Source organism: Rhodococcus jostii NBRC 16295 (assembly GCF_001894825.1).
In the GTDB taxonomy this organism is placed as follows: domain Bacteria; phylum Actinomycetota; class Actinomycetes; order Mycobacteriales; family Mycobacteriaceae; genus Rhodococcus_F; species Rhodococcus_F jostii.
On record NZ_BCWY01000005.1, the window covers coordinates 95,927 to 114,023 of the forward strand.

Here is an 18,097-nt window from a genome sequence, read left to right on the forward strand (position 1 = left end):
GTCAGAACACTTCCCCGAACGCGGTCAGCTTCTCGATGCCCTCGCGGTCGATCTCACCGGGGGTGTACCGGTTGATCAGCTGGATGTAGGCGAGGTAGCGCGCCATCGCGTCGGCGCTCTGCTGAGCGAACGCCGGCGGAAGGGGAGCGGCCAGCTGACTCGGCAGGTACTGGGTCATCAGCTGGGCGGCCATCGCCGGGCCACGCGGGTCGTGATCGAAGGTGTTGTCGAGTTCCGCCCGCCCGCGTTCGGTGGCGTAGTCGTAGAACTCGTACTGGAACGACGCGGGGTCGACGAAGGACGTGGGCCCCAACCACTTCGAATACACCGCGACCTTCGCCTCGGGGGTGCGCAGCACGTAGATGTGGCTGGGGGAGTTGTTCCAGTTGACCCCCTGCGGTGCGTGTTCGTTGGTGGCGAGCAGGACGTGGTCGCGACCCGCCGCGGCGTTGCTCCGGAGCAGCGGCAGGAGGTCGACGCGTTCGGCGTAGGTGGCGAACAGGTCCCCGGACATCCAGTTCCGGTCGCCGTGCCCGAGCGTCGCGAGCAGCGGCACCACGTCGACGCTCGACGTGAGCTGGCCACGCGGGGTGTCGGTGTCGCCGGTGAACCGCCCGGTCGGGTCGGCGACGATCAGCGGGATGTGAAACGCCTCGTCGTAGGCGGTGGACAGCTTGCCGGCGACGAAGCCGTGCGCCCCGGCGTATTCGCCGTGATCGGACGTCATGACGAACACGGTGTTCGCCGCGACGTCTTCCGGGAGCGAGTTGATCACCGTGCCGATGTGGTGATCGACCATCGTCAGCACATTGGTGTAGCTGTCGAGCGCGCGCTCCCAGTACGTGTACGGCGCGAACGCGATGTGCCGGTCCGGATCGGTTCCCTGGCCGTAGGGCTGGAGGTAATAGTTCGACAGATTCTGGACGTCGTCGGTGACACCGCCCCACACCAGCGCCTGGAACTCCCGCGCGAACACCTGGGTGCTCGGTTTCGACTGCAGCGCCTTCTCGGGTTCCCAGTTCGGCGGCACGGACGGATAACCCAGCCGCGGGGGATCACTCTCGGCAGTGGTCACCGACCAGGCCCGGGCGGGGCTGAGCGGGGGAACGTTGTTCGCGTACAGCGACTGGTAACGCTCCGCTTCCGTTCCGGCCCAGAAGAACTGCTGGTCGTGGGGATTGACGAAGCTCGCAGTCAGGCAGAACGGGCCGTCGCCAGATTTACGCGTCGACAACCAGGCCGCGGCCTGATCGGCGATGTGCCCGTCGAATTCGAATCCCTCACCGTTCATTCCGATGATGTCGGGCATGGTCAACCCGTCGAACCCATACTCCTCGAGATAGCCGGGGGCGAGCCCCGAGTCCTCGTCGGGCGACGGCGACAGATGCCACTTGCCGACGTACGGCGTGACGTACCCGGCCTGCCGCAGCAGCTTGCCGTACGTCGGAAAGTCCCTCCCCATCGCCGGCGACGGGACGGGGGAAGCCCGATTACCGGTCCGCGTCTGCAACATCCAGTTCTGCAGCGGGTACAAACCGGTGACGAAACACGCACGACCCGGACTGCACGCCACCCCGGCCGTGTAATGCTGCGTGAATTTCACCCCCGGCGCCCACAGCTTGTACAGGTTCGGCATGAACCGCTGCAGGAACTGGTCCGCGGTAGTGATCCCGGCCGGAAAGACCTGCGGAAACCGCATCTCGTCGACGACGATGAACACGATGTTGGGCTGCACGTAATTGTTCGGCTGACGGCGCAGCGGTTTCTCCGACGCATCCGCCCGACGGTCGAAGAGGCCCGACATCACGGTCACCCCACCCGCCACCGCCGCACCCGAGAGAAACGTTCGCCTGTCGATCCGATGTCCGGACTTCTCGTCGGTCATGGCGGTTCCTCCGGTCGAAGCGATGGGATCGTCTCACTCTCTGTACCCACTTTCGAACGAAGTAGTGATGTGTCGGCGGAAATGTCGCGCGTGATTGGATACACCGGTGAATGCCGTAGTCCCGACCCCGCCCGATCCGTTCTTCACCGTCGGCACCCGACTCGAGGGGAAGCTGGGCCGCAGCGGGACCATTCACACCCCGCACGGCGACATCGCGACGCCGTCCTTCGTGGCCGTCGGCACCAAGGCCACCGTCAAGGCGGTGCTGCCCGAGAGCATGAAGGAATTGGGCGCGCAGTCGGTGCTCGCCAACGCGTACCACCTGTACCTGCAGCCCGGGCCGGACATCGTGGACGAGGCCGGCGGTCTGGGCAAGTTCATGAACTGGGACGGCCCGACGTTCACCGACAGCGGCGGATTCCAGGTGATGTCGCTGGGCGTCGGGTTCAAGAAGGTCCTCGCGATGGAAGCGGTCGGGGTGCGTTCCGACGACGTCATCGCCAAGGGCAAGGAACGCCTCGCGACCGTCGACGACGACGGCGTGACGTTCAAATCGCACCTGGACGGGTCGCGGCACCGGTTCACCCCCGAGGTGTCGATGCAGATCCAGCATCAGCTCGGCGCCGACATCATGTTCGCGTTCGACGAGCTCACCACCCTGCTGAACACCCGCGGCTACCAGGAGCAATCGGTGGAGCGGACGCAGGCGTGGGCGGTGCGGTGCATCGCCGAGCACGAGAAGCTGACCGCGGAGCGCTCGCACCGCCCGTATCAGGCGCTGTTCGGGGTGGTGCAGGGCGCACAGTACGAGGACCTGCGGCGGCAGGCGTGCCGGGGGCTGGAGTCGATCACGGGTGAGAGCGGACGCGGCTTCGACGGGTACGGCATCGGTGGTGCGCTGGAGAAGCAGAACCTGGGCACCATCGTCCGCTGGTGCAACGAGGAACTACCCGAGCACAAGCCTCGGCACATGCTCGGCATCAGCGAGCCGGACGATTTCTTCGTCGCCATCGAGAACGGCGCCGACACGTTCGACTGCGTGAATCCCTCACGCGTCGCGCGCAACGCTGCGATCTATCACCCGGACGGCCGATTCAATATCAACACCAGCCGCTTCCGTCGTGATTTCACACCCATCGACGAGAACTGCGACTGCTACACCTGCGCGAACTACACCAGCGCCTACATTCATCACCTGTTCAAGGCGAAGGAAATGCTGGCGTCCACGCTGTGCACCATCCACAACGAGCGCTTCACCGTGCGGTTGGTCGATCAGATCCGCGACAGCATCGACGGCGGCTACTTCGACGAGTTCAAGGCCGAGACGCTGGGCCGCTTCTACCGCACGTGAGCGGGAATGCGTCCTCGAGCACACATTCCCACTCACGTGGGGGTCAGAGCTGGTAGGTGGGCTCGCGCTTCTTCACGTAGGCGATGACGCGGTACGTGATCGGCATGACCAGCACCTCCACGAGGGTCTTCCACAGGAACCCGACGATCACGTAGTTCACGAAATCGCTCCACGTGCTGATGCCGATCGCGCCGGCGGCGATGGAGCAGAAGATCAGGGTGTCGGCGAACTCACCGACGATGGTCGAGCCGATGAGCCGCGCCCAGAGGTGCTTCTCCTTGGTGCGCTCCTTGATCAGGACCAGCGTCACCGAGTTCAGCATCTGCCCGACGAGGTATCCGGCCAGCCCGGCGAGCAGGAGTCGCGGATAGACGCCGACGACGGACCGCAGCGCTTCCTGGTTCTCGTAGAAATCGGCGGAGGGCAGTTCGATGAGGAGCCAGAAGCAGAACGCGGCCAGGATCAGGGCACCGAAGCCCAGGTAGATCGCGCGACGCGTCGACTTGAACCCGTACACCTCGCTGAGGACGTCGCCGAGGATGTAGGCCAGCGGGAACAGGAAGAAGCCGCCGTCGGTGATGATCGGCAGGATCTGCAGCGGCCCGAGCGTCAGCGACGAGTCGGCGAAGAATGCGACGCCTTTCGTCGCGCAGATATTCGAGATCAGCAGCGTCGCGGTGAAGAGGGCGACGAACGTGGGGTAGTACCCGCGGCTGACGTGCGCAAACGTCGCGTGGTCGGCTGTTTTGGTCTGCTGATCTGAGGCTGTCACGCCGCAATCCAAGCACCTGCAGGTGGAGGGGCGCGAATCAGGAACGGGTGAACGTACCTTTTGTCCGATCTGAAGCGATCAAAGGTACGTTCACCCGCGCGGTAGGACGGGTGTCAGGTCAGCCCTGGACGACGCGCGTCCCGCCGGCCAGTTCGTCGTGCTTGCCCTGCTTGGTGGGGCTGCTGTTGATCGTCACGCCGATGACGACGGCGGCGACGACGCCGAGAAGTCCGAACAGGAACCCGAGGAACGGGAAGCCCCCGAGCGCGGACAGGACATAGAAGCCGTTCCGGGTCAGCGACTGCTGCTGGGTGGGCAGTCCGCCGTTCGGGCCCTCGACGCGCAGGCCCAGAATCTGCTTGCCCAGGGTCTGGCCCCTCGTCGTCTCGAGGAGCACGAAGTAGCCCACCGCGGCGGCCGCGGTGAGGATCGCCCCGAGGACGCTGCCGAGGAAGCTGCCCAGCACCAGCGAGATGACGGCGGTGACCACGGCCATCGGAATGCCGACGATCAGGCCGTCGATGACCCGCGCCCCGAGGCGCGGAAGAAGTTCGCCGGCCCTGGCCGGGTCGATTCCGAAGTCCGGCTGAGCGAACGGCTGGGTCCCGAACTGCTGCGCCGAATCGAACTGCGGCTGCTGTGCGCCGAACTGCTGCCCGTACTGCTGCTGCCCCGCACCGTTGTAGTGCGGTTGCCCGTACTGCTGCCCGCCGAACGGCTGTTGTCCCTGGCCTGGATCGAATCCGCCAGAAGTCATGTGTTCCCCCTCGAATCTCGAGTCCTGAATGTCTCGGATGACGCATGAGCACACTACGCAAGGGGTGGGAGTGACTCGAGTGACGGGAGTGGCAAAACGGGTGGGCGTGCTTCCGTCCCGCAGGACAGGAGCACGCCCACCCGTGGGGCGCGAACGGTCAGGCCGAGACGTAACGGCCGGTGAGCACGCGGTATGCGTAGGTCGACGCGATAATCGTGATCGGGATCGAGACGAGGAGTCCGACACCGCAGAGGATTGCACCGACGATGTTGATGCCGACGAGGGCCAGGGCCAGCAGCAGCACCGGGCCGACATTCTGCGAGATCACACGGAAACTCGACTTGATGCCGGTGATCGCGTCCTCGTTCTGGTCGATGACGAACTGCAATGTCCACCATGTCAGGAAGACCACGATGAGGCCGGGGATGATGAGCAGGACGAAACCGATCGTGGCGGCCACACCGATGATGACGCTGGCGATGATGATCGCCCCGACATTGGTGAACTGGAAGAACGAACCGAACGCCGGCTTGTTCCCGTCCACCTCGTGCAGTGCGCCTCGCACGAGTGCCGCGTTGATCAGGTAGCCGACGATGGTGGTGACGATCGTGCCGATGATGCGCCACACCGAGAACGCGGCACTCATGTCGGACGAGGTGCTGAATCCGCCGAAGACGAGGTTCAGCACCACCTGGATGATCGCGGCGATCAGAAGAATGCCGATCCAGATGAGCGCGTTGTCCTTGAATTTGTTCCAGCCGTAGCCGATCGCGTCACCGACGGAGAACTGTCCCGGCGTCTGCCCGGGGGCACCGTAATCCGACATGGGCGGGGGCGGCGGATATCCGCCGGGCGGCGGACCCTGCGGAGGGGGCGGGTAATTGCCCTGCGGCGGCGGGTAGTTTCCGCCGGGCGGCGGTCCTTGCGGCGGCGGAGGGTAATTACCGGGAGGCGGTGGGTAGTTACCGCCGGGAGGCGGTGGGTAGTTTCCGCCGGGCGGGGGTGGCGGATATCCGCCGGGCGGCGGACCCTGCGGCGGCGGAGGGTAATTTCCCGGGGGCGGTGGATAACCACCGGGCGGCGGCGGAGGATTGCCCTGCGGGGGGTATCCGCCCTGGTCACCGCCTTCGGGTTTGTCGTTTGGGTCGTGTCCACCAGTCGTCATGTGATCCCCTCAGCAAGAGTTGAGTGCTCGCGCGTGACAGTGCGAATAAACACTACGTGGACAATCCTTTACTCGCCTCCCTTTGGTCTGCTTCTTCTCCTGCGGTTTTCATGCTTTACGCTGGTTATCGTGACTAATTCTGGGGGATCGGACGATTCGAATCCGTACAACGGGCAAACACCACCGACTTACGGTGAGGTGCCCGGTTTACCGCGCGACGGCTACGGGGTCGACGAATCCGGTTATCCCACCTATTCGGCGCCCACCGAGAAGTACCCCGACTACCAGCAACCGGGTGCGTACGGGACGCCGCCGAATCCGTATGCGGCGCCGAATCAGTACGGCGGCGACCAGTACGGGGCGCAGGGTCAGCAGTACGGGGGGCCCAACCCCTACGCCGCCCCGAATCAGTACGGCCCGCAAGGCCAGTACGGCGGTCCCGCCCCGCAGTACGGCGCACCGAACCCGTACGGCACACCGAATCCGTACGGCGCGCCCTACCCGCAGTCGCTCGGGACGAACGGTCTCGCGATCGCGTCCCTGATCACCTCGATCATCGGCGGCTGCTTCTACGGTCTCGGTTCCATCGTCGGAATCGTGCTGGGCGTCATCGCGCTGGGTCAGATCAAGAAGTCCGGTCAGGAGGGCCGGGGGCTCGCGATCGCCGGAATCGTCATCGGCGGAACCTACATCGCCGCGTGGATTGTGTTCTTCCTGATCATGGTGATTGCGGCGGCGTCGGGGGCCTGACCACCCACGGTTCGCACGGCAGTCGGGCGGGATCGAAGCGGTCGAGGACGATCCCGAGATCCACGACCTCGCCCGGTGCCGCGAGTCCGAGCGACGTCGCCAGCACACCGAGGACGTCGCTCGGGGTGCGTCCCAACGCTTTCAGGTCGGTGAGGGTGACGGCACCGTCGCGTTTCGCCAGCCGTTTGCCGTCCTCGTTGAGTGCGAGCGCCACGTGCGCGTAGATGGGGGCGGTCAGTCCGAGCAGTCCCGCGAGGTACGCCTGGCGCGGCGCGGACGAGAGCAGGTCGTCGCCGCGCACCACCTGATCGATTCCCTGGGCGGCGTCGTCGACCACCACGGCCAGGTTGTAGGCGGGTGTTCCGTCGCCGCGACGGAGCACGAGGTCGTCCACCATGCCGGAAAAGCTTCCGTGCAGGACGTCGTCGATGGTGAACGAGGTGACGTCGGCGCGCAGTCTCAGGGCGGGTGGGCGTCCACCGGCGAGCCGGTCCGCGTGTTCGTCCGGGGTCAGGTTGCGGCAGGTCCCCGGGTAGGCGCCCTGGGGGGAGTGGGGTGCCGATGCCGCCTTCTGGATTTCTCTTCTCGTGCAGAAGCACTCGTATGTCAGGCCGGCGGCGTGCAGCTTCGCGATCGCGTCCTCGTAGCGCTGCAGCCGGTGCGACTGCGACACGACGTCGCCGTCCCAGTCGAGGCCGAGTTCCGTGAGGTCGGTCAACTGCCGTTCCCGGGCTCCCTCGCGGACGCGGTCGAGGTCTTCGACGCGCAGCAGGAAACGCCGGCCGGTCGCGCGGGCGAAGAGCCACGCCAGCACGGCCGTCCGCAGGTTGCCGACGTGCAGGTCGCCGGACGGGCTGGGCGCGAACCGACCCGCACCCGCCGGACGTGACAGTGGTTCGTTCAGACGAGACGAATGTGACATCGGCCGACGGGTCAGCTGGCCAGCTCGATCGACGACGACGGCGCGGCGTCGGCGCCCTGCAGAATCATGCCGATCTGGATGTCGAGCGCGTGCTCGAGGTACTCCGGCGGATACAGCGTCGGACTGCCGATCGCGTCGAGGGCGAGACCGTCGACGGTGGCGAGCAGAAGCGCCGCACGGGTTTCCGCTTCCGGTGTGCCGATCCTGATCAGCACGGCGGACAGCCCGGTGCGGATGGTGAACAGGGTCTTGCGCCGGATCTCGGCGAGCGACGGGGAGGTCGCGGCCCGGACGGCGAAAGCCGCCAGGACATGCGCCTCCCGAGACCTCGCCTCGTCGAGCGGCAGCAGCTGGGACATCGCGGAGAACAGGGCCCGGGCGGGGTCGTCGCCGCGGTCGATCTCCGACAGTCGGGTGAGCAGTGTGTCGACGAGGGTTCGCAGCGCGAACGCGAACATCTCGTCCTTCGTGGAGAAGTGGTGCTGGACGGCACCGATGGACACACCCGCCCTCTTGGCGACCTCGCGCACGCTGGCACCCTCGAGACCCGACTCGGCCGCGACGTCGAACAAGGCTGCTGCCAGGTGTTCGGGGCTGGTGGACGAGTATCGGCGTTCGCGCATGCCCCGAACATTACTGACGTATTGAATCAATACGTGCGTCAGGTGCCCGTGTCGCCTCGAGTGGCGGGTGGGATTTCGATTATCGGCGGACGTACGTCAGGAAGATCATCCCGCTTTCGAACGCCCGGCTATCGGCCAGCCGGAACCGTTGCGGACCGAATTCGCCGTCGAACAGGGGAATGCCGGTGCCGATCACCACGGGATTGACCTTGATCCGAAGCTCGTCGATCTCGGGCTGCACCGCGGCGGCGAGCTTTCCGCCGCCGCACAACCAGATATCCTGGCCGTCCTCCTTCTTGAGTTCGCGCACCTTCTCGATCGCATCGCCCGACACGATCTCGACGTCCGGGTCGGGCGACTCGGTGATCGTCGTCGAGAACACGTACTGCCGCAGGTGCGCGTAGGGGCTGGTCACGCCGAGGTCGAGGCCGGGCTGGTAGCTGCTGCGGCCCATGATCAGGGTGTCGAAATGCCGGTTGGGGGCATCGATTCCCAGCGGTGCCCGCATGTGGGTGGGGACCGTCTCGGGGTATTCGGCGATCATCACGGGCATGTGATCGCCCTCGATCTCGAAGAGAGTGCCGGTGGGGTCTGCGCCGTCGGCGCCGGCGATGAATCCGTCGAGGGTGCTGGCGACGTAGTAGACGAGTTTTCGCATGTGGGTCCTCCCGCAGTCGGTAACCACTCCAGTTGTAGTACTATGTGTGCAGTGGTTGCAAGTCCTTTTGTGAAGGAGGGTCGATGGCGCAGAACCCGGAACGCCGCGCGGCACTCGTGAACGCGGCGATCGAAGTGCTCGCGCGAGAGGGCGCCCGCGGACTCACCTTTCGCGCGGTCGACGCCGAGGCCGAGGTGCCGAAGGGAACCGCATCCAACTACTTCGCCAACCGCGACGACCTGTTCGACCAGGTCGGCAAACGGATTCACGAACGCATGGGACCCGACCCCTCGGTGATCGAGGAAAGCGGTCGCAGGCCGCAGAACCTCGCGCTCGCGATCGAATACATGCAGGGGCTGTTCGACAGGATCGCCCGCGACCGGACGGGGTACCTCGCACTGCACGAGTTGCGCCTCGAGGCGGTCCGGCGCCCAGAGTTGCGGACCAAGTTGACCCGCACGATCTCCGAGAACCTGGAGCGCGACATCGGGTTCCATCTCGACTCGGGGCTACCCGGTGACCGCAGCACCGTCGTCATGCTCTACCTCGCGATGAGTGGGCTCATCGTCGAACACCTGACCCTGCCCGGTGTGCTCGAGACGGTCGACACCGAACGGCTCATCGCCGACCTCGTGACGCGTGCCGTCGCTACGCCGGAGGCCTGAGCGCGTAGTCGTCCACGTACTCCTGGCCCGACAGCGCCATCAGGGCCTGCATCAGCTCGTCCGTCGCGGCCCGCACGATGTGCCGGTTGTCGCGCAGTGCCGCGTACCGGGAGAAGTCGAGCGGCTCGCCGACGGTCACCGTCACCTTGCCGAACCGCCACATCGCCGACCCGACGGGGTTGACCCGCCGTGTTCCGTGCATGGCGACGGGGACGACCGGGGCGCCCGTCGCGAGGGCGACGCGGGCGATTCCGGTCTTGCCCTTGTGGAGCCGGCCGTCGGGTGACCGTGTTCCCTCGGGATAGATTCCCCAGACCTTGCCGTCGCCCAGGATTTTCCGGGCGGTATTCAGGGCGGATTCCGCCGCCGAGGCTCCGGATCGGTCGATCGGCACCTGGCCGGCCGCGGTGAAGAACCACCGTTTCGCCCGCCCCTTCGCGCCGCTCTCGGTGAAGTATTCGCTCTTGGCGACGAACGTGATGCGCCTGCGCACCATCAGGACGAGGAAGAACGAGTCGACGACGGTGAGGTGGTTGCTCGCCAGGATCACCGGCCCCGACTTCGGGATGTGCTGTGCGCCGTCGATCGTGGGCCGCCCGAAGATCCGCAGAACCGGTCCGATCAGCGCGTATATCAACTACTCGTCCCTGAAGGGGTCGGGTTTGCTGCTCACGTTCCCGCTGGCTGCGGAGGGGTGGCTGCTATGGGCACGGTTGATTGGGCGGCCCTGTACGTGCGATGTCCGAGTGCGGCGATGTTGCGGGCCGCGTTGTGGTCGGAATGACCGGTCCACTGGCAGTGTCGGCATCGGAATGTTGCTTGCGAGACCCGGTTCGCCTTGTCGCAGTACCCGCACTGTGAGCACGTTCGCGAAGTATTCCGGGGGTCAACGACAGCGACGGGCACCCCAGCCATCTCGGCCTTGTAGGTGATCTGGGCGCGTAGCTGGGCGTATCCCAGGAATGGAGTTGGGTCCGTTGCCCTCGGGCTAGCCGTACCCGGTCGCGGATACCTGACAGGTCTTCCATCGCGATCCCACGACCGGTGCGTTGTGCCTTGGCAACAATACTTTTCGACAGTTGATGGTTGACGTCGGTGGCGAACCGCTGTTCCTTTCGTCGCCGTGTCTTCAGTTTCCGCTTCGCCGATTTCGTGCCAACTTTCTGCAACGTCGCGCGCAGGGCGGCGTTCTTCTTCCGGCGCGCCGTCACCGCCCCGGCGGACCACCGCACGTCGAGCGTGGCCGGATCGTCGTCGGTGGTGACGGCGAGGTTCACGATCCCCAGATCCACACCCAACCAGCCCGCGGCGCTGTCCGGCGGCGGGGCCGGTTCCGGTGAGGCTTCGTCGACGGTGGCATACAGGTAGAAGAGACCGTCGCGGTAGACGAGGTCGGTTTCACCCTTGCGGGCGGCGAGGAGTTCGTGTTGCCACGGCGCGCACACGAACCGCACACCCCGCATCCGGCCCGCCGTGGTCCAGATCGACACGGTCGAGGAATCCATTTGCCACGACAGGCACCTGTCGTCGAACGGTTGGGCAGCATGCGGCCGGAATTTGACCGCGGCATCGGCCACTGCCGTATACCGTGTCGACCCGGGCCGACCGTAGTTTCCGTTGGTCAGGTTCCCCTGCCGGGTGGTGTATGCGTCGGCAACTTTCCGCAGAACATGCAACGCCGGCTGCGCGGAGAGGCCCCGCGTCTTCACCCTCGGATATAGCGCGACCTGCAGCGCCCGCCGCGACCGTAATCCCATCGACTGCGCCACCCCGGCAACCTCGTTGGCAACCTCGTTGCACAACGCCAACGTCGCTTCTAGCGCCGCGAACTGATCAGGACGGGGGACGAGCTTGACTACGACAATCCGTTTCACCTCGCACCCACCACCTCTCCGAGCCGACGAGCGTTTCACCGGCCTGATGCTGACGCGGTGTGAACAGATCATGGCAGCGGGGTCCGACACGTCCGGGAAGCACTCACAAAATGCGACGGCGACACCGCTCACGTGCACCCAATTGATCCGTTACCCACCCACAGGGCAACTCTCACCCTGGGGCAACAGGATCGCCGGTGTATCCGCCCGCCGCCCGCCGCCCGCCGCCCGCCGCCCGCCGCAGGAGTTCTCCGAGCGGACAGCTGCGTCGCGCAACTGGTCGAGTTACATCTCAGGGCACGGGGATGACGGCGCGCGGCAGATCGGCCCGCAATTCCACATCGGTGACGAAGTCCCCGTCGCCGGGCTCGTAGCGACGCTGCGGATCGAAGTCCTCCACCCGGAAACTGTCCAGCGTGGGGGAGTGCGTGGTGACGGCGAGCGCCCCGCCGTCGAGGTCGAATTGCAGGAGCCGCTGAAAACCGGTCTCGCGGAGCCCTTCCACGCTGAAGTACTGGTAGTCGGCCAGCAACTCCACGACCTTCCGATCCGTGTCGCCCACCTTCCGATCGGTGACCGTGGTCTGCCCGTCGACGTGTCCTGCGAGCACCAGGAACACCGTCTCGAACGGAACGACGAGCCGGTTCCAGATCTGCTGTCCCGCACTGGTCCCGATGTCGCCGAACCCGCTCATCCGCAGTGAGCCGTCCTCATCCAGGTAGTAGTGGCTGCCGATCACCACGTTACGATCCGGGTGATCGGCGAGCACGCCCTCGGCCCACTTCAGGACGTGCTCGGGCGGGTTGTAGCCGATGTAGAGCATCAGGAATTTCGCGCCGGCGATGTCCAGCAGATCGTAATGCGCCGAATTGTCGGTGTCCGTGACGGATTCGCCCCAGTACGGCCGGTCGCGGAACCGCCACGGGCCGAAGAACTCGTTGTAGAGCGCGTGGTTCTTCTCGTGCTCACCTGGGATGAGCCGTCCGCCGACGTTCCACAGATTGTCGTGGTTCCCGGGCAGGACACCGTAGGGAATGCCGGCGTCCTCGAGCGTCGCCATCGCCTTGTCCGCGACCTCGAACTCGGGCCGGGCACGGGACTCGGGTGCTCCCGGGCGGATCCAGCTCTGCACGAGGTCGCCGGTGTGCATGGAATAGGCGATCTTGCGTGCGGCGGCGTTGTCGGCGGTCCAGCGGGTCATGTCGAAGTACACCTCCGGCCGGTCCCGCGACACGTACTGGGTGTCGGTGATGTGCTGCAGCGCGAAGTCGTACGTGTCCGGGTCGGCGAACTGCTGATCGGCCGTCGCATTGGCGTCGCGGAAACTCCGGTCCCGCCGGGGACTGTCGATGACGAGGATCTGAGCGGAGTCCGCATCCTCGATCCGGGCGGTCAGGGTGACGGGGCTGCCCGGGGCGGACGGTTGCGCCGTCGCGACCGGCTCACCCCAGCTGTCCGCATCCTCGTCCCACACGTGCATCGCGAGGTCGTCGAGATTGACCGAATGTCCCTGCCAGGTCACGTCGCTGCCGTCGTCGGTATCAGGGGGAAACCGGACCTCGTACCGCATGTACGGGTACTCGTCGAAGCCGTGGCTGGTGGCCGACATGCCGTCCGACTCCTCGCCCGGAACCCGCTGCGACGGGGTGGCCTCGCCGGTGGTCCCGGCGAACATCACCGCCGACGCGAGCGGCGCCGACGTGGTGAGGCCGCGGGCCGGCAGTCCCGACGTGCCGCGGGGCTCGGGATCGGCCAGCGCCACCATGTCACCGCCGAGCAGCGCCGCGGCGAGTGACACCGCAGTCAGCGCGGCAAACCTTCCCGGCACGCTCATGACCTGAGGTTACAAGCGCGGCCGGGAAGGTGCCGACCGTCAGGCCTTGCGACCGAGGAAGGCCAGGACCCGGGTCTGCTCGTCGGCGTCCGCGGGCACGTCCACGGCCGGACCGCACACGCCGGCTGTGCGGATGTTGTCGCCCAGCCCCTCGGCGACGCCGCCGACCCACGTCAGGTCGTCGGCGGGAATTGTCTCGTCGAGACCGGTGGCCCGGGCCAGGTCCCAGCCGTGGATCACCAGGTCGAAGCAGTAGAAGCTGTCGACCGTCTTCCCGAGGTCGGTGCGGCCGAAGTGCCCGTCGTACTCGCGGCCCGCGAGGGCGGGGTCGTCCAGGATCTTCTGCATCGAATCGCGGGTGGACGCCCACGCGGCAGCCGGATCGTCGTCCACGGACGGACTCTCCGGTAGTTCGAGATCCACGACGGTGACGATGTAGCGCTGGGTGTCGATCACGTGCCGCACGACGTCGCGGGCCGTCCAGCCGTCGCACGGGGACGCGTCGTCCCAGCGGTCGGCGGGCACGGATTCGACCCGGTTCGTGAACTTGGCGGCGAGGTCGCGGTAATGGGCGGCGGGGGTTTCGGTTGTCGAGGTCATGCTGCCGATTCTTCTCCCGTCCAGCGCCCGGGCGCTTGAACATTTCCGACATCGACGACGGAATCCGCCCCGTGCCAGCCGGGTGCCTCGCCGGCGAGGAGCGCGGACGGGGTCAGCGAGGAGATCCGGCGGCACTCCCGCGACAGGTGCGCCTGGTCGCTGTAGCCGGCGGTGGCGGCGAGTTCGGCGAGTCCGGTCCGCGCCCCCGACTGCGCCAGGGCCATGAACCGTTGCAGTCGCAGGATGCCGCGCAGTGTCGCCGGCCCATATCCGAACGCGTCGTTGCACCGACGCTGGAGTTGCCGCTCGGTGACCGAGGCGGCGTCGGCGAGCGCGCCCACGTTCCAGGAGTGCCGGGCCAGGGCCTGCCGCACGTTGCCGATCAACGGGTCGGCGTCGGGCCCGCGGTCCCGCCACGCGCGCACGGCGTTCTCGAACAGGGCGATGCGTTCCGCACAGTCGGACGCGTTGTCGAGGCGATCGGTCAGCGTCCGTTCCCACGTGGACCCGAGCACGTCCCCCAGCCCGACCCGGATGTCGCGGACCTCGGCGGCCGACGTCCGCAGCAGATGCGCGCCGGCGCCGGGACGGAAACGGACGCCGACGGATTCGGTGCCCGGAGGCAGCGTGAACGACCAGGCCGCGGTTTCGGGACCGCACACCCGGATCCCGACTCCCCGGATCCACAGGATGTCCATGCACGCGTCCGGGACCAGCAGATGTTCGCCTTCCGTGCGCGCCGACCATCCGCACACCAGGGTGTCGGTGAGGTCGGACGACGGCGAGGTCGGTGTGTACCAGCCCATGTCATGGAGCGTAATCACGAATACCGACACGTGCGGGCCGGTCACATCGCCCGAAGTGCCCGCACCAGCACGCAACTCGAGGTGAACTGTATGCACGGGTCCGCAGAGGTTCCCCGGAGGCCCGCCACTTCGCCGTCACAGAGAACGAGGACTCCATGAGACGAACATGGGCGCTGGCAGCGATCGCCGCCGTCAGCCTGACCTTCTCGAGTTGCGCCTACGACAGCACCGACTCCGGCGACACGGGCGGAAACGCACCGGTGTCGCCGACACCGACATCCCCGCCCGTGGCGCCCGGCACCCCGGTACTGAAGATGGGACCGACGACGCTCGGCGAGGTGATGGTCGACGACGGCGGTATGACCGTCTACGTGTACGACAAAGACGAGGTCGGCTCCGGTGCCAGTTCGTGCCGCGACACGTGCCTGCAGTCGTGGCCGCCGGTCACCTCGGTCACCGAGAACCCGACGGTTCAGGGACTGCACGAAGTCGTCATCGACACCATCCCGGCAGCAGACGGCACCCATCAGCTCACCGTCAACGGCCGTCCCGTGTACCGCTACAAGGACGACACCGAACCCGGGGACGCGTACGGGCAGGCCGTCGGCAGCGTGTGGTGGACCCTCGACTCCGCAGGCAACCCGGTCACGACAACTGCGGGCGGCGAGTAGACCGCTCGATCCTCAGGTGGACGGTGGCGGTCAGCGCCGCCGACAGCGCGGCACCGAACCAGAGGGCGTCCAGCCCGATCCAGTGGTGCGCGAGTGCGCCCGTCACCGCCCCCACCACGAGGCCCACCCACAGCGCGAAGTGTCGTAGCCACGCCCACCGCGGCCCGCCGAACAGTGCCCCGGCCAGCCGATGTCCCATCTTCACGAGGGCACCCGTCATGTAGGTGAGGCCGATGGTGACCTCGCCGTCCCGCTGGAAGAAGGAGTTCTCGGCGCCCATCGCGAGCAGCATGGCGCCGACGGCCACGGTGCTCGCACCGAACGTCGCGGCGACCGAGCCGATGATCAGCAGTCCCGTCACCACCGCGAGCACCGTCGTCCGGACGGCCAGGTTCCGCCGGTCGGACAGGTGCACGACCACGGCGCCGAGGGCGCAACCGAGGACGAACGTGCCGATCACCGCCGCCGCGGTCAGGGCCGGTGCCCACGCGGCGTCCGCGAAATTGACGCTGAACCGCGTGAGGTTGCCGCTCATGAACGCGACGAAGAACCCGCCGAGCGTGATGAACCCCAGCGCGTCGACGTACCCGGCCAGTGTGGACAGCACCACCGCCACCACGAGCATCTGCCTGCTGTCGTCGATCGGCACACCCCACATCAAACACCGCGACGAACGACAGTGGCCCCCGATCCGGAGATCGGGGGCCACTTGTCGCGCAGGTCAGGCGATCCGAACCGCCTGGCTAGGAGGTGCCGAGGGCAGGCGCGAGGGTGCTGGCCCAGGACTCGTGAAGCCGGTCCTGCCAGTAGTTCCACGTGTGGAGGCCGTCATCGGTGATGTGCGTCTGCACGCTCGCGCCGGCGGCCTTCGCTGCGGGAACGAAGGAGCTGCTGCTCAGGCCCGACGCGGTTTCGAGTGGGACCGTCTGCGAGAACTTGACCGGGTCGAACGAGTCGCTGTCCGGGTCGACGGTGGGATCGCTCGCCGTCGAACCTGCACCGGAAGAGATGTACACGGACTTGCCGCGCAGCGCGCCGACGTTGAGCAGCGGGTCGTTGCGAAGCCACGCAGCCGACGGCCAGAAGCCCCACATGTTCAGCGAGTTGCCGCCCATCTGGGCGACGGAGACCTGAATACCCTGCGCGAAGCCGGGCGAGCTGGCCGTCGGGTACCCGCTGTAGGAGGCGACCGCCTTGTAGAAATCGGGGCGATGCGTGGCGAGGTTCAGCGCGGAGGTGCCGCTCATCGACAGACCTGCGACCGCGTTGTTCACCCCGTCGCTGCCGAACTGCGAAGCCATCACGGGGGGCAGCTCCTTGGTCAGGAACGTCTCCCACTTGACCCGGCCGAGCTTCGGGTCGTCGCGAAGCCAATCCGAGTAGAAGGTGCCGCCGCCGCCGAACGGAATGGCCACGTTGACGTGCTTGCCGGCGAAGAAGTTCTCCACGTCGGTCTCGATCAGCCAGCCGTTGTTGTCGTCCGGTGCGCGCAGGCCGTCGAGCAGGTACAGCGTCGGCGCAGGACCACCGCCCGCCGCCTTGAGCACCTTGACGGGAATGTCCTTGCCCATCGACGGTGAGTACACCGAGATCACGGCCGAGTCGGCATGTGCGATGCCGGTTCCGGCCAAGACGGACACGAGGCCCGATGCCAATACTGCGACGAGGCCCACGATCAGTGCGCGGGTGCGACGAATCGCCATACCAATGTCCTTTTATCTCGAAATCGACACACAGCACAGCGAACGCTGCACCGCAGACGATAACAGGGAGATAACGGATTGCGCCTGCTGTGGCCAGGACTTTCGGGTCCAGGGGGGCTGTACCAGCGACGAAAGAAGCCCCTGCGAACTGCTTGTCGGCAGTTCACAGGGGCTTCCTGTGGCGGAGGATAGGGGATTTGAACCCCTGAGGGCGTTAACCCAACCCGCGTTCCAGGCGAGCGCCATAGGCCACTAGGCGAATCCTCCGTGGAGGAGCATACCCAACGACTGCGGCTCACCGTTAAACGACCAGGTAGTCGCCCGTTCTATCCCCACTTCAGCTGCCCGACGGCGTGCTCGGCGAGGGGGACGGAGCGGTCGCAGGACGTGTCCGGGTTCGCGGTGGCGTCGAGACCGAATTTCGTCTCGATCGACAGGGTGCCGGAGTCGGTGGTGACCTCGAGGATGCACTGGTACTTGCTCTCCGCGAGGGCTCGGCCCTCGAGTCCGCCGACGTCGATCGTGCGCAACGGGTCCACCGGTTCCGGCGCGCTCGTGGTGGTGACGGTCACCGTGTTCAGCGCCTCGGGCTTGCCCCACGTGCAGGCGCGACGTTCGGGACTGTCGGTGGCGGTGCCCTCGCCGGCGCCTGCCGTGAGAAGCGGTGCGAGCGTCGTTTCGTCCGCGAGCGTGCACGGCTCGGCCGCGTCCCAGCTCACCGCGTCCGACGTGGCTGCGTCGTCGCTGCCTCCGCCGCACGCCGACAGTGCTGCCACGACGGCGGCGAGTGTCACCGCGTGTGCTGTCCTTCTGAATTTCATCCCGATCCTTTGCCGAAGGTGGCCGAATGCGGGGGCGACGGTAGCACTGGCCGTGGTCAGACGCGCGGTGTCTGCCCGGACCGGGGTGGGTCCCGACCGCGACTCCGGGCCGTCTACACTCTGTGGTGGATCCCGCGCGGCGCGCATCCTGTGAACTCCCCCAGGGCCGGAAGGCAGCAAGGGTCAACGGGCTCTGCCGGGTGCGCGGGGTCCCCTATCTTTCGCATACCCGACCCACGA

At 66.7% G+C, this 18,097-nt stretch carries 18 protein-coding genes, 1 tRNA gene, 1 other RNA gene and 1 pseudogene; 5 read left to right on the top strand and 16 right to left on the bottom strand.

Annotated elements, in window-relative coordinates; translation table 11 throughout:
* Position 1: 1 nt before the first annotated feature.
* Entirely contained in the window at positions 2-1,885 is a 1,884-nt protein-coding gene (locus RJ1_RS05690; protein WP_073358992.1) for a sulfatase-like hydrolase/transferase, read from the bottom strand.
* 106 nt (positions 1,886-1,991) lie between these two features.
* Between RJ1_RS05690 and tgt the strand changes: the two genes are divergently transcribed.
* Positions 1,992-3,236 (top strand): tRNA guanosine(34) transglycosylase Tgt, encoded by a 1,245-nt coding sequence (tgt, locus tag RJ1_RS05695; RefSeq protein WP_073358993.1) that lies wholly within the window; start codon positions 1,992-1,994, stop codon positions 3,234-3,236.
* Positions 3,237-3,279: 43 nt separating this feature from the next.
* Here tgt and RJ1_RS05700 read toward each other — a convergent pair whose 3' ends face one another.
* From RJ1_RS05700 to RJ1_RS05710, 3 genes are all read right to left on the bottom strand, one after another.
* Positions 3,280-4,008, bottom strand: a complete 729-nt coding sequence (locus tag RJ1_RS05700; RefSeq protein WP_073358994.1) for a queuosine precursor transporter — start codon at positions 4,006-4,008, stop codon at positions 3,280-3,282.
* Between the two features lie 118 nt (positions 4,009-4,126).
* The gene (locus tag RJ1_RS05705; protein ID WP_073358995.1) at positions 4,127-4,765 is read right to left on the bottom strand and encodes an RDD family protein; all 639 of its coding nucleotides are present in this window, start codon (positions 4,763-4,765) and stop codon (positions 4,127-4,129) included.
* Between the two features lie 157 nt (positions 4,766-4,922).
* Positions 4,923-5,591: a DUF2189 domain-containing protein gene (locus RJ1_RS05710; protein WP_073358996.1), complete on the bottom strand. Its 669-nt coding sequence runs from the start codon at positions 5,589-5,591 to the stop codon at positions 4,923-4,925.
* A 537-nt stretch (positions 5,592-6,128) separates the two neighbouring features.
* Between RJ1_RS05710 and RJ1_RS05715 the strand changes: the two genes are divergently transcribed.
* Positions 6,129-6,680, top strand: coding sequence for a DUF4190 domain-containing protein (locus tag RJ1_RS05715; RefSeq protein ID WP_073358997.1), 552 nt, complete (start codon positions 6,129-6,131; stop codon positions 6,678-6,680).
* Here the strand turns inward: RJ1_RS05715 and gluQRS are convergent.
* The 3 genes from gluQRS to RJ1_RS05730 all read right to left on the bottom strand — a co-directional run bounded on the left by gluQRS (position 6,649) and on the right by RJ1_RS05730 (position 8,883).
* Positions 6,649-7,602, bottom strand: coding sequence for a tRNA glutamyl-Q(34) synthetase GluQRS (gene gluQRS / locus RJ1_RS05720; protein WP_073358998.1), 954 nt, complete (start codon positions 7,600-7,602; stop codon positions 6,649-6,651). The two genes, RJ1_RS05715 and gluQRS, sit on opposite strands and share 32 nt — an antisense overlap.
* 11 nt (positions 7,603-7,613) lie before the next feature.
* Entirely contained in the window at positions 7,614-8,225 is a 612-nt protein-coding gene (locus RJ1_RS05725; protein ID WP_073358999.1) for a TetR/AcrR family transcriptional regulator, read from the bottom strand.
* Positions 8,226-8,304: 79 nt separating this feature from the next.
* Positions 8,305-8,883 (bottom strand): dihydrofolate reductase family protein, encoded by a 579-nt coding sequence (locus RJ1_RS05730; protein WP_073359000.1) that lies wholly within the window; start codon positions 8,881-8,883, stop codon positions 8,305-8,307.
* A gap of 83 nt (positions 8,884-8,966) precedes the next feature.
* Here RJ1_RS05730 and RJ1_RS05735 point away from each other — a divergent pair, with 83 nt between their 5' ends.
* A complete protein-coding gene (locus tag RJ1_RS05735) occupies positions 8,967-9,548 on the top strand; it encodes a TetR/AcrR family transcriptional regulator (RefSeq protein ID WP_073359001.1) in 582 nt (193 codons plus the stop codon).
* Here RJ1_RS05735 and RJ1_RS05740 read toward each other — a convergent pair.
* From RJ1_RS05740 to RJ1_RS05760, 5 genes and pseudogenes are all read right to left on the bottom strand, one after another.
* Complete coding sequence (locus RJ1_RS05740) at positions 9,532-10,185, bottom strand: lysophospholipid acyltransferase family protein (RefSeq protein WP_073359002.1); 654 nt, start codon at positions 10,183-10,185, stop codon at positions 9,532-9,534. The two genes, RJ1_RS05735 and RJ1_RS05740, sit on opposite strands and share 17 nt — an antisense overlap.
* Positions 10,186-11,422, bottom strand: a pseudogene (locus RJ1_RS05745) (RNA-guided endonuclease InsQ/TnpB family protein).
* A gap of 292 nt (positions 11,423-11,714) precedes the next feature.
* Positions 11,715-13,256 carry a metallophosphoesterase gene (locus tag RJ1_RS05750; RefSeq protein ID WP_073359003.1) on the bottom strand — a complete coding sequence of 514 codons (1,542 nt, stop codon included), beginning with the start codon at positions 13,254-13,256 and terminating at the stop codon, positions 11,715-11,717.
* Positions 13,257-13,295: 39 nt separating this feature from the next.
* Complete coding sequence (locus RJ1_RS05755) at positions 13,296-13,856, bottom strand: TIGR03086 family metal-binding protein (protein WP_073359004.1); 561 nt, start codon at positions 13,854-13,856, stop codon at positions 13,296-13,298.
* On the bottom strand, positions 13,853-14,662 hold the full coding sequence (locus RJ1_RS05760; protein ID WP_073359124.1) for a helix-turn-helix domain-containing protein: 810 nt from the start codon (positions 14,660-14,662) through the stop codon (positions 13,853-13,855). Before RJ1_RS05760 ends, RJ1_RS05755 begins: the two co-directional genes overlap by 4 nt.
* A 155-nt stretch (positions 14,663-14,817) precedes the next feature.
* On the opposite strand from RJ1_RS05760, the gene RJ1_RS05765 reads away from it, so the two are divergent.
* Positions 14,818-15,333, top strand: coding sequence for a COG4315 family predicted lipoprotein (locus RJ1_RS05765; RefSeq protein ID WP_073359005.1), 516 nt, complete (start codon positions 14,818-14,820; stop codon positions 15,331-15,333).
* Here the strand turns inward: RJ1_RS05765 and RJ1_RS05770 are convergent.
* The 4 genes from RJ1_RS05770 to RJ1_RS05785 all read right to left on the bottom strand — a co-directional run bounded on the left by RJ1_RS05770 (position 15,308) and on the right by RJ1_RS05785 (position 17,857).
* Positions 15,308-15,991 carry a YoaK family protein gene (locus tag RJ1_RS05770; RefSeq protein ID WP_073359006.1) on the bottom strand — a complete coding sequence of 228 codons (684 nt, stop codon included), beginning with the start codon at positions 15,989-15,991 and terminating at the stop codon, positions 15,308-15,310. The two genes, RJ1_RS05765 and RJ1_RS05770, sit on opposite strands and share 26 nt — an antisense overlap.
* 85 nt (positions 15,992-16,076) lie before the next feature.
* Positions 16,077-17,036 (bottom strand): alpha/beta hydrolase, encoded by a 960-nt coding sequence (locus tag RJ1_RS05775; RefSeq protein WP_073359007.1) that lies wholly within the window; start codon positions 17,034-17,036, stop codon positions 16,077-16,079.
* 179 nt (positions 17,037-17,215) lie between these two features.
* Positions 17,216-17,303, bottom strand: a tRNA-Ser gene (locus tag RJ1_RS05780).
* A gap of 59 nt (positions 17,304-17,362) precedes the next feature.
* Positions 17,363-17,857 carry a hypothetical protein gene (locus tag RJ1_RS05785; protein WP_073359008.1) on the bottom strand — a complete coding sequence of 165 codons (495 nt, stop codon included), beginning with the start codon at positions 17,855-17,857 and terminating at the stop codon, positions 17,363-17,365.
* A 124-nt stretch (positions 17,858-17,981) separates the two neighbouring features.
* On the opposite strand from RJ1_RS05785, the gene ffs reads away from it, so the two are divergent.
* An RNA gene (ffs, locus tag RJ1_RS05790) (signal recognition particle sRNA small type) lies at positions 17,982-18,076 on the top strand.
* Positions 18,077-18,097 lie beyond the last annotated feature (21 nt).

Excerpts from the sequence above, each read along its gene's own strand:
- RJ1_RS05710 (WP_073358996.1), bottom strand. The coding sequence starts at position 5,591 with ATGTCGGATTACGGTGCCCCCGGGCAGACGCCGGGACAGTTCTCCGTC.
- RJ1_RS05735 (WP_073359001.1), top strand. The coding sequence starts at position 8,967 with ATGGCGCAGAACCCGGAACGCCGCGCGGCACTCGTGAACGCGGCGATC.
- RJ1_RS05765 (WP_073359005.1), top strand. The coding sequence starts at position 14,818 with ATGAGACGAACATGGGCGCTGGCAGCGATCGCCGCCGTCAGCCTGACC.
- RJ1_RS05725 (WP_073358999.1), bottom strand. The coding sequence starts at position 8,225 with ATGCGCGAACGCCGATACTCGTCCACCAGCCCCGAACACCTGGCAGCA.
- RJ1_RS05770 (WP_073359006.1), bottom strand. The coding sequence starts at position 15,991 with ATGTGGGGTGTGCCGATCGACGACAGCAGGCAGATGCTCGTGGTGGCG.
- RJ1_RS05785 (WP_073359008.1), bottom strand. The coding sequence starts at position 17,857 with ATGAAATTCAGAAGGACAGCACACGCGGTGACACTCGCCGCCGTCGTG.
- RJ1_RS05760 (WP_073359124.1), bottom strand. The coding sequence starts at position 14,662 with ATGGGCTGGTACACACCGACCTCGCCGTCGTCCGACCTCACCGACACC.
- RJ1_RS05690 (WP_073358992.1), bottom strand. The coding sequence starts at position 1,885 with ATGACCGACGAGAAGTCCGGACATCGGATCGACAGGCGAACGTTTCTC.
- RJ1_RS05705 (WP_073358995.1), bottom strand. The coding sequence starts at position 4,765 with ATGACTTCTGGCGGATTCGATCCAGGCCAGGGACAACAGCCGTTCGGC.
- RJ1_RS05755 (WP_073359004.1), bottom strand. The coding sequence starts at position 13,856 with ATGACCTCGACAACCGAAACCCCCGCCGCCCATTACCGCGACCTCGCC.
- RJ1_RS05730 (WP_073359000.1), bottom strand. The coding sequence starts at position 8,883 with ATGCGAAAACTCGTCTACTACGTCGCCAGCACCCTCGACGGATTCATC.
- RJ1_RS05750 (WP_073359003.1), bottom strand. The coding sequence starts at position 13,256 with ATGAGCGTGCCGGGAAGGTTTGCCGCGCTGACTGCGGTGTCACTCGCC.
- gluQRS (WP_073358998.1), bottom strand. The coding sequence starts at position 7,602 with ATGTCACATTCGTCTCGTCTGAACGAACCACTGTCACGTCCGGCGGGT.
- RJ1_RS05775 (WP_073359007.1), bottom strand. The coding sequence starts at position 17,036 with ATGGCGATTCGTCGCACCCGCGCACTGATCGTGGGCCTCGTCGCAGTA.